This is a genomic window from Pseudoalteromonas sp. BSi20652, assembly GCF_000239855.1.
In the GTDB taxonomy this organism is placed as follows: Bacteria; Pseudomonadota; Gammaproteobacteria; order Enterobacterales; family Alteromonadaceae; genus Pseudoalteromonas.
Genome location: NZ_BADT01000168.1, coordinates 19,561 through 27,919 on the forward strand (window position 1 = coordinate 19,561; position 8,359 = coordinate 27,919).

At 36.4% G+C, this 8,359-nt stretch carries 6 protein-coding genes; 1 reads left to right on the forward strand and 5 read right to left on the reverse strand.

Translation table 11 applies throughout. The features are described from left to right. Positions 1-17 precede the first annotated feature (17 nt). The 3 genes from P20652_RS05475 to miaE form a co-directional block, all read right to left on the reverse strand. A complete protein-coding gene (locus P20652_RS05475) occupies positions 18-1,931 on the reverse strand; it encodes a sensor histidine kinase (protein ID WP_008170533.1) in 1,914 nt (637 codons plus the stop codon). Then, complete coding sequence (locus P20652_RS05470; protein ID WP_008170535.1) at positions 1,918-4,146, reverse strand: EAL domain-containing protein; 2,229 nt, start codon at positions 4,144-4,146, stop codon at positions 1,918-1,920. The genes P20652_RS05475 and P20652_RS05470 overlap by 14 nt, the downstream gene beginning before the upstream one ends. 170 nt (positions 4,147-4,316) lie before the next feature. Continuing rightward, positions 4,317-5,075 (reverse strand): tRNA isopentenyl-2-thiomethyl-A-37 hydroxylase MiaE, encoded by a 759-nt coding sequence (gene miaE, locus P20652_RS05465; protein WP_008170538.1) that lies wholly within the window; start codon positions 5,073-5,075, stop codon positions 4,317-4,319. 204 nt (positions 5,076-5,279) lie between these two features. Here miaE and P20652_RS05460 point away from each other — a divergent pair, with 204 nt between their 5' ends. Next, positions 5,280-5,879 carry a Yip1 family protein gene (locus tag P20652_RS05460; RefSeq protein ID WP_008170539.1) on the forward strand — a complete coding sequence of 200 codons (600 nt, stop codon included), beginning with the start codon at positions 5,280-5,282 and terminating at the stop codon, positions 5,877-5,879. A 274-nt stretch (positions 5,880-6,153) separates the two neighbouring features. Here P20652_RS05460 and purF read toward each other — a convergent pair whose 3' ends face one another. Both purF and P20652_RS05450 read right to left on the reverse strand, forming a co-directional pair. Next, on the reverse strand, positions 6,154-7,680 hold the full coding sequence (purF, locus tag P20652_RS05455; RefSeq protein ID WP_008170540.1) for an amidophosphoribosyltransferase: 1,527 nt from the start codon (positions 7,678-7,680) through the stop codon (positions 6,154-6,156). 18 nt (positions 7,681-7,698) lie between these two features. Beyond that, positions 7,699-8,193: a CvpA family protein gene (locus P20652_RS05450; RefSeq protein WP_002958356.1), complete on the reverse strand. Its 495-nt coding sequence runs from the start codon at positions 8,191-8,193 to the stop codon at positions 7,699-7,701. Positions 8,194-8,359 lie beyond the last annotated feature (166 nt).

Here is an 8,359-nt window from a genome sequence, read left to right on the forward strand (position 1 = left end):
CTGCAGCGTTAGATAATTCATTTATTTGGCAATGTAACTGTGAACTGAGTTTTAAATTTTTCCTCACGCTGTGGATCCGATACTAAATCCAGTTGCCCCTTTAATATTCCGGTAACCCATTGAGAAACCATATACAGGCCAAGCCCTATATTCCCTTTACCACGAGCTGATGTGTGGAAAGGCTCAAAAATAGAGCTTTGTTGATTTTTTTCAATTCCACACCCTGTATCAGAAACTGTAATATTCACATCACCCTTTTCGTTTTTATAAACCTTAATTTCAATTTCACCTGTTTGATTGTGCTCAAATGCATGGTTAAGTGCATTTATTACCAAATTTTCTATAACTTGTGAAATAACCCCCGGTCGACTTTTTATTGTATAGTCACCATCAAACCGAGTAGTAATTTTAATTTTTGACGTTTTTAATCTAGAGTTTAATGCTATTAATAACTCTTTAACCAAACCTTCAATATTACACTTAATGAACTCTTCGTTATTTCTATCAATGGCCATTTTTTTAAAGCTTTTAACAAGCACTGCTGCTTTATCCAAATTAACTCTAGCTAAGGCTAAATTATCATCTAAGCTTAAAACGCTACTCTCTAGTTGAGACTTAGTTAAACCTGTTTTTATTGCTTCATTTAAGCGATTCATAACTGACTCTGCGTTCGATACTGAAATAATAGCACCGCCAATAGGCGTATTCATTTCATGAGCGACCCCCGCAACCATCATGCCTAATGATGACAGCTTTTGCGCTTCAACGAAGCTATCTTGTAAAAGTTGCTGCTGCCTAATGGTGTTAGACAGTTTATTATTAACAGAGTCTAGCTCTAATTTTTCAGCATGTAACTGCTCAAATAAATTGCTTAAAACTTTTGTATAGCAATATTCTCTGTATAAAATAAAGCCACCAATGGTCAAAAGAAAAATAGCACTTATCCCGGCATAACCTAATGCGACAAGGCGTATTTCAGTTATTAACTTATCTTTACTTTTTATGTAAATATAAATAACGTCATTAAGTGTTTCATTATATTTTTGTGAAAAAAGAGTCGGAAGTTTATCTAATGTATAAACATTTGAGTCAAAATGCCTTACCGTGTTTTCTTGTTGGTTTTGCATAGACTCCCAAAGTAATGGGTTATAATTAGCAATTGTTAGCTCTTGCATTTCTAGCATAAAGCCCCACTCTTTAGACCTATCATTGTTATAAAGCCAAAAACCATCTTTATTTACAATGTTAACCTGAGCATTATCTGCAGAGTAATTTCTAATTCGCTGAAAAAGACTGGATAAATCAAAGTTAATTACGATCAACCCATCCACTATATAATCACTTGAACTAGTGCGGTATGTAACTCGTATGGTTGGTACATAGGGTTCAACAATTGAACCATGCTCCATATTTAAGTCAATTTTAGATAAAAAAGAATCAGGGGCCTCAATGGCTATACCTTGCCTAAAATAATAGCGTGACATTTTGTTTTGAAGCTCATTTTTTTTAACGACTTTTGCCTCATTATCTTTAAAGTCAATCCTAAAACGTTCATTTCCAGTAATATCAATCCAACGGATTTGTGAAATAATAGGCGATAACATCCCAAAGTTAATAAAATAATCATTAATGTCACTTAATGATTTTGAATCTCTGAACATGTATCTTAGTTTGTTACCTCTTTTTAAATTTTTATTATCTGCTAAAACCTGGGTTAATTTTTTTATACTACTTAACTCTTTTACAAATTCCGTTTGCACCAAAGACAGTTTATCGTCTTGATAATCTTGAACGAGTGTAAGCCTTGCTTGGTAAACTTGCCAATACACTAAAAAAGCGATAACGCCAGAAGCAACAGCAATAAATAATGCTTTTATGTAACTTTGCTTGTTACTTAAGCTTACTGAGTTGGTGTTATCAAACTTTTCCATACTGTTTTAGCCATTCAATTAAGTCGTCAAAAAACAGTGGTTTTGAAAAATAGTAGCCTTGAGCAACATTACACCCTATTGTTTTAACCCATTCACATTGTTCCCGGGTTTCAATACCTTCAACAATTATCGAAAAGTTAAACCGTTTGGCTAAATTAACAATCATTTCTAATATATATTGGTTATTCGCGTTACTCTCAATGTCATTTATAAAGCATCTATCTATTTTTAACGTATTTGCAGGTATTTCTGTTATGTGGGAGATTGAAGAATAGCCTGTTCCAAAGTCATCAATACTTACTTTTATGCCCAACGCCATAAATTTATCTAAAGACTCTCGAATTAAATCATAATTACTAATTGCTTGTGTTTCTGTAATTTCAAGTTCAAGCATTTCTGGGGAAATATTGGCATCTTTTAATTTATGAAGAATTTTTTGACAGTAATCAGGATCAACCAAATCAAAAGCAGACGCATTAAAAGCAACAGGCAAGTTAACACCTATATCGCTCAACTTATCAATAGTCAGCAATACTTTGTCAAAAACAACGCTGTCTAATTCACTAATTAAACCTGCTGTTTCAGCAAGTTCAATAAACACTTCAGGGCTTACAAAACTGCCGTCATCTAGTTGCCACCTTGCTAGTGCTTCAAAGCCAACCGGCGTCAATTTCACTAAATCCATTTTAGGCTGTAAAGCAACTTGCAAAGAACCTGCACCAATAACTCTTCGTAATCGGGCCATTAAACTATAACGACTAGTTAATGCATCTGTTTTTTCTTGAGTGTGCTTTATATACGTTAATGAAGTTGAATGGCTGTCACTCAAGCTTGATTCTGCGATGCTTATTATTTTTTCAGGGACGATGTTTAATACTGAACTTAGCGCTAAATCAAGAATTCTTAAATCAGCGTACTGTTTTACGGAAGTAATTATACATTTTTGCCTAATCAGGCTGGCTATCATCTCGTCGGTCATATCAAAATTAGCGTTTATGAGTAACCCAAAGCTACTGTTATTAATAATTGCAATGCGCGCTGAGTAACCATCAAAAATGGCAATCAGGTTTTTGTAAACTTCTTTTAGCAGCTTTTGGCAAAAGTCATGACCAAACGTAAAGGCTTTCTCTTCAAACTGCTTAACCTCAAAAACGAGTAAACGTGTTTGATATTGCTCGTGAAGGTTCATGTTTTTTATTTCACGCGTAAGCCAATTTCGATTATGCATATTTAACGATACATCAGTATATGCAAGCTCAGTAAGTTTATTAAGTAAGGCTATATTACTAAAGCCTGTACTCACATTCTCACTAAATACTTTTAACAAGTACTCATTTTGTTCTGATATTTTATTGTCTGACTGAACAATAGTTATATAGCTTTCGACTGTTATTTCCCTATTACAAAAATAAAATACGGTGTGGTGCTCAGAAAAAACATGCCTTTTTTCATCTAAAGCACGTTTAAAGTCAGTATAAATTTCAGGCAGTAAAATATTATTATCGACGAGTTTGCCTTCGAATCCATCAAAACAACCATTAGCAGAAGATATATGCGCTCTAACAAGCTCTCCATCACTTTGGGTGGAGCACATAATACCGCCCCCCTCTGTCACATTTAAAATGTTACTTATCTCTACTAAAACAGCTTTAGAAAAAGACCGCATATCGTGTTTGCTATTTATACTTCTTGAAGCATCTAAAACTAATTGAAGACCTTTTCTGGCTGAAGATATTTGCGTAATGTATTTCCAAGTTCGGAGGTTACTGGTCACAATTGACTGCAATTTTTCGGCCGAAACGTCCGATTTATTCCAGTATTCGTCTATATCTAGCGACTTCATTATTTGCTGTTCGGGTGCAAACCCAGGTTGACCGGTCAACAAAACAATACGCATGTCTGCGTTACCAATCACTTCTCTAATCGTGCTTACAAGCCTAATACCTGAGTCATCATCTTCCATCACAACATCAATAAAAGTGAGTGCTATGTCTGGGTGAAAACTCAATACCAATGCGGCCTGCGACACTGAGTTAGCTGTAAGCACTTCTATTTCACAATTATCCTCAAGCTTTATCTCAATTAAACTATTTGTCAGAGCATGCTGATAATTTAAGTCATCTTCAACGGTAAGCACTTTTATTTTTCTTACAATAGTTGAACTATCTATTTCCTGCTCTTCATCAAATACAAACAAACCATTGCCGTCGGACATCCTACACCGCCTATTAAAAAGGTATCTAATAAATTAATAAATTAATAAATATAATAAATATTTATATATGTACCGAAGTACATATATAGTAGGAGGTGATTTTGGTTACGTCTAATTTTCAATGCCGTGACTGTGTAATTACAATCATCGCAATAAAGTACTGAAAGGGGTTATGCTGGAGTACCGCTATGAAATTTAAAATCTTCGTCTGCCGACAAGATAAGTTTAGCTTCAATTTTACCAAACTCAGAAATCCGCTCTGTAATATCAAAGTTGGCAATTTCCTGAGCTAAAGCTAAATAATCTTGGTAATGACGCGCTTCTGAACGCAGTAACGAAATATAAAAATCACCTAAACGCTTGTCAACATGCGGCGCAAGCTTTGCAAAACGCTCACATGAACGTGCTTCAATGTAAGCACCCACAATTAATTTATCAACTAGAGCATTGGGCTCAAATGTTTTTACATGTCGAAGCATACCTTTTGCGTAACGACAGGGTGTAATACTTTGATACTCAACACCATACTCGTCCATAATTTCGAGTACTTGATAAAAGTGATGCAGCTCTTCTTTTATTAACAGTACCATTTTATCAATTAAGCCCTGCCCATAAGGAGAATTTGACTTGGGAATGATTGATTTAGTGAGCTTGTTTTTTGCAGCTAAATCGCGCCAGTCACCCTCTCGTTTATATATAAGCGTTTCAAAAGGCTTGAGCCATGCTAAAAGCGCATCGCCGCTTTCTTTATCTACCGCGTACTTACGTATTAAGAACATCGCACTTTGAGCCGCTTTTAATTCACAAATTAAGTGATCTATTAAAATGACTGATAAGTTTTCTTTTTTAATTGCTTGCTCCACCCATTGCTCTGGTGTACTGCATTGTAAAAAGTTATTAATCGGCTCTAAAAGTTGGCTATGTGGCACGTTGACTGCTCATTACTAAGTAAATTTATAGACTATTATTTTAACACGAAAAATTAGCTAGGATAAAATAAAGCTACGCCTGCCACTTATTTGTTAACACTGAGTTAACTTGACTTTATAAAAGAAGTGAACCATAACTGTACATGGACTGTATAAAAATAAACCAACCAAACAGTAATACGTTCCTTTTATGGAGTAAGCACTATGATATTGAATCACCTCTGGGGCATTTATGCTCACCCACTTGAAGAATGGCAAACAATAGATAATCGCCATGAGAGTTTAACTTATAGCTTGTCACATATTTTGCTCATTGCTCTATTTCCTTCAATAATGGGCTACTACTCATCTGTTTATTTAGGATGGAGTATAGGCGCAGGCGATCCCGTATTTTTAACGCACGATAGCGCACTTTTAATTGCAGGTGCGATGTATTTTGCTTTAATAGCGGGTGTTTTTGCACTAGCGTATTTAGCCCATTGGATGGCCGTTACATTTGGTTCTAAGCCTACATTTACACAAACACTTGAACTTGCGGCTTATACTGCAACACCTGTGTTTATGTCGGCGCTCGCCGCCTTTTGGCCTGTACTTTGGTTTGTAGTGTGTATTGGAATTATTGCACTGTCTTACTCGGTCTATTTACTCTATACCGGCGTTCCAATACTTATGCATATCCCAGAAGAGCGTGGCTTTATTTACGCCAGCTCGGTAGTAACGTGTGGATTAATATTGCTGGTTATTATTTTAGCTGTAACAGCTATGCTTTGGACAAATGGGATTGTTAGCCCAATGTTTACTTAGTAAATTTTACCTGGTAAAGAGCCTTATTTGATAGAAATGTTCCCTTTCTTTCCTTCGCAAAAAAGGAGCTAATTAGCTCCTTTTTTTATGTGTAATAATACCAATTTAATTAAAAGCATGATCATTCTATCGCATTAAATAACTCACTAACTGCGTTAAAAATTATTCATATAGAACAACTATATGTCACAATTTTTGCCTTGTTATTGTGCTATTTCTTTAGCGCTATAATAAATCACTTATTTAATGCAATTGGTATAATATTTATTAATTATTAATCAGCTTCGTTTTCGTCTTGGTTGTGAATTTCTAAACCTGAAGACATTGCATTTTCGCGCGTGCTTTTTGCTGAATCGTTACGTAGTTTATCGATACGATTTAGATAGTTTTGATCAATATCGCCAGTAATATATTGACCATCAAATACTGAGGTTTCAAACTTAGTAATTTCAGGATTTTCTTGGCTAACCGCAGCAATTAAATCTTTTAACGATTGAAAGATTAAACCGTCAGAACCAATACTTGCATTAATATCTTCAACTTCACGTCCGTGAGCAATAAGCTCAGCTGCTGAAGGCATATCAATACCGTACACATTAGGGAAGCGTATTTCAGGTGCCGCTGATGCAAAGTAAACGTTTTTAGCGCCAGACTCTCGGGCCATTTCAACAATTTGTGCTGATGTTGTACCACGAACAATTGAGTCATCAACCAATAATACGTTTTTACCTTTAAATTCGCGATCAATTGCGTTTAGCTTTTGACGCACTGATTTTTTACGCATCTCTTGGCCAGGCATGATAAATGTACGACCAATATAACGGTTTTTAACAAAACCTTGGCGATACGGTAAATCAAGTACACGTGCAATTTCCAATGCTACATCACATGAAGTTTCTGGGATTGGGATAACTACATCAATATCTTTGTCAGCCCATTCACGTGCAATTTTTTCGCCTAGTTTAGTGCCCATATTTACGCGTGTTGCGTACACAGACATACGGTCTATTGTTGAGTCAGGTCGAGCAAAATAAACAAATTCAAAAATACACGGCGAGTAAGATGCCTTATCTGCACAACTAAGTGAATGGAATTCACCTTCTTCTGTAACATATATAGCTTCACCAGGGGCAACATCACGTACAAACTCAAAACCGTCCGGTTTCAACGCAACGCTTTCTGAGGCAAACATGTACTCAGTACCTTTTTCGGTTTCGCGTTTACCAAATACAAGTGGGCGAATACCATTAGGGTCGCGAAAAGCAACAATGCCGTGGCCGATAATCATAGCAATAGTTGCATAACCACCGCTTACTTTATTGTTTACTTCGGTTACCGCAGTAAAAATATCTTCAGGGTCCAAATGCAACTTATCAGATTTGCTTAATTCATGTGCCACGATATTAAGTAAAATTTCAGAGTCTGATGTTGTATTAACGTGACGACGGGCTTCTGAGAATAGCTGCTCTTTTAACGCTTCTGCATTAGTAAGGTTGCCATTATGGGCAAGCGCTATACCAAACGGTGAGTTAACATAAAAAGGCTGTGCTTCAGATGAGCTTGAAGACCCTGCTGTAGGATAACGCACATGGCCAAGACCAATCGTACCTTGTAGTCGTTTCATGTGGCGGGTGTGAAAGGCGTCTTTCACTAAGCCATTTGCTTTGCGTAAGCTAAACGTATTATTCTCAATGGTAATGATACCCGCGGCATCTTGACCACGGTGCTGCAAAACAGTTAAGCCATCATAAATCGCCTGATTGACAGGGGATGTTCCGACTATTCCAACGATACCACACATGTAATTTATCCTCGCCGATTAACGGTTTACTGAATTTAAAAAGCTCGAGTTGTTTTCTAGGTACGAAAAGAACCATTCAACAACAAAGCCAAATTCTGGAATCAAAATAGAATTGCCCCACCAGTGCGTATTGGGTGCACCAGTAAAAGCATCAAGAAAGAAGAGTAACGCGCTCACGACCAACACGCCTCGTAGAGCACCAAACACTATGCCAAAAACACGGTCGGTACCCGATAAACCAGTACGATGTACGAGCTCACCTAAAATGTAGTTTAGTAAACCGCCTAACAGTAGCGTCGCAAAGAATAATATGGCTATGGCCGCCGCATTTCTTAAAAGGGGTTCAGAAATGGTTGTTAGGAAGGAAGCTAAATATTGGTAAAATAAGCTAGAGATGATAAAGGCGCCAGCCCATACCGCTAATGACATTGCTTCTTTTACAAAGCCGCGTATTAAACCGATAATGGTAGACAATACAATAATGCCAATAATGGCGTAATCAACCCAGATCATAAGAACCAATTAGTCGCTAATTTGGGGCGCATTCTATACCCAAACATCATTAGTATGCAAGTTTAAACGGGAGATTACTGGGTTGTAGTTAATACAAAAAATTAACATTCTAGTCTAAGTATTGTGAGATAAAGATAATGAATAAAAAAATACAAATAAATAAAAA

Bases quoted from the DNA above. Each gene is read 5' to 3' on its own strand.
- P20652_RS05460 (WP_008170539.1), top strand. From the start codon at position 5,280: ATGATATTGAATCACCTCTGGGGCATTTATGCTCACCCACTTGAAGAA.
- P20652_RS05475 (WP_008170533.1), bottom strand. From the start codon at position 1,931: ATGGAAAAGTTTGATAACACCAACTCAGTAAGCTTAAGTAACAAGCAA.
- P20652_RS05450 (WP_002958356.1), bottom strand. From the start codon at position 8,193: ATGATCTGGGTTGATTACGCCATTATTGGCATTATTGTATTGTCTACC.
- purF (WP_008170540.1), bottom strand. From the start codon at position 7,680: ATGTGTGGTATCGTTGGAATAGTCGGAACATCCCCTGTCAATCAGGCG.
- P20652_RS05470 (WP_008170535.1), bottom strand. From the start codon at position 4,146: ATGTCCGACGGCAATGGTTTGTTTGTATTTGATGAAGAGCAGGAAATA.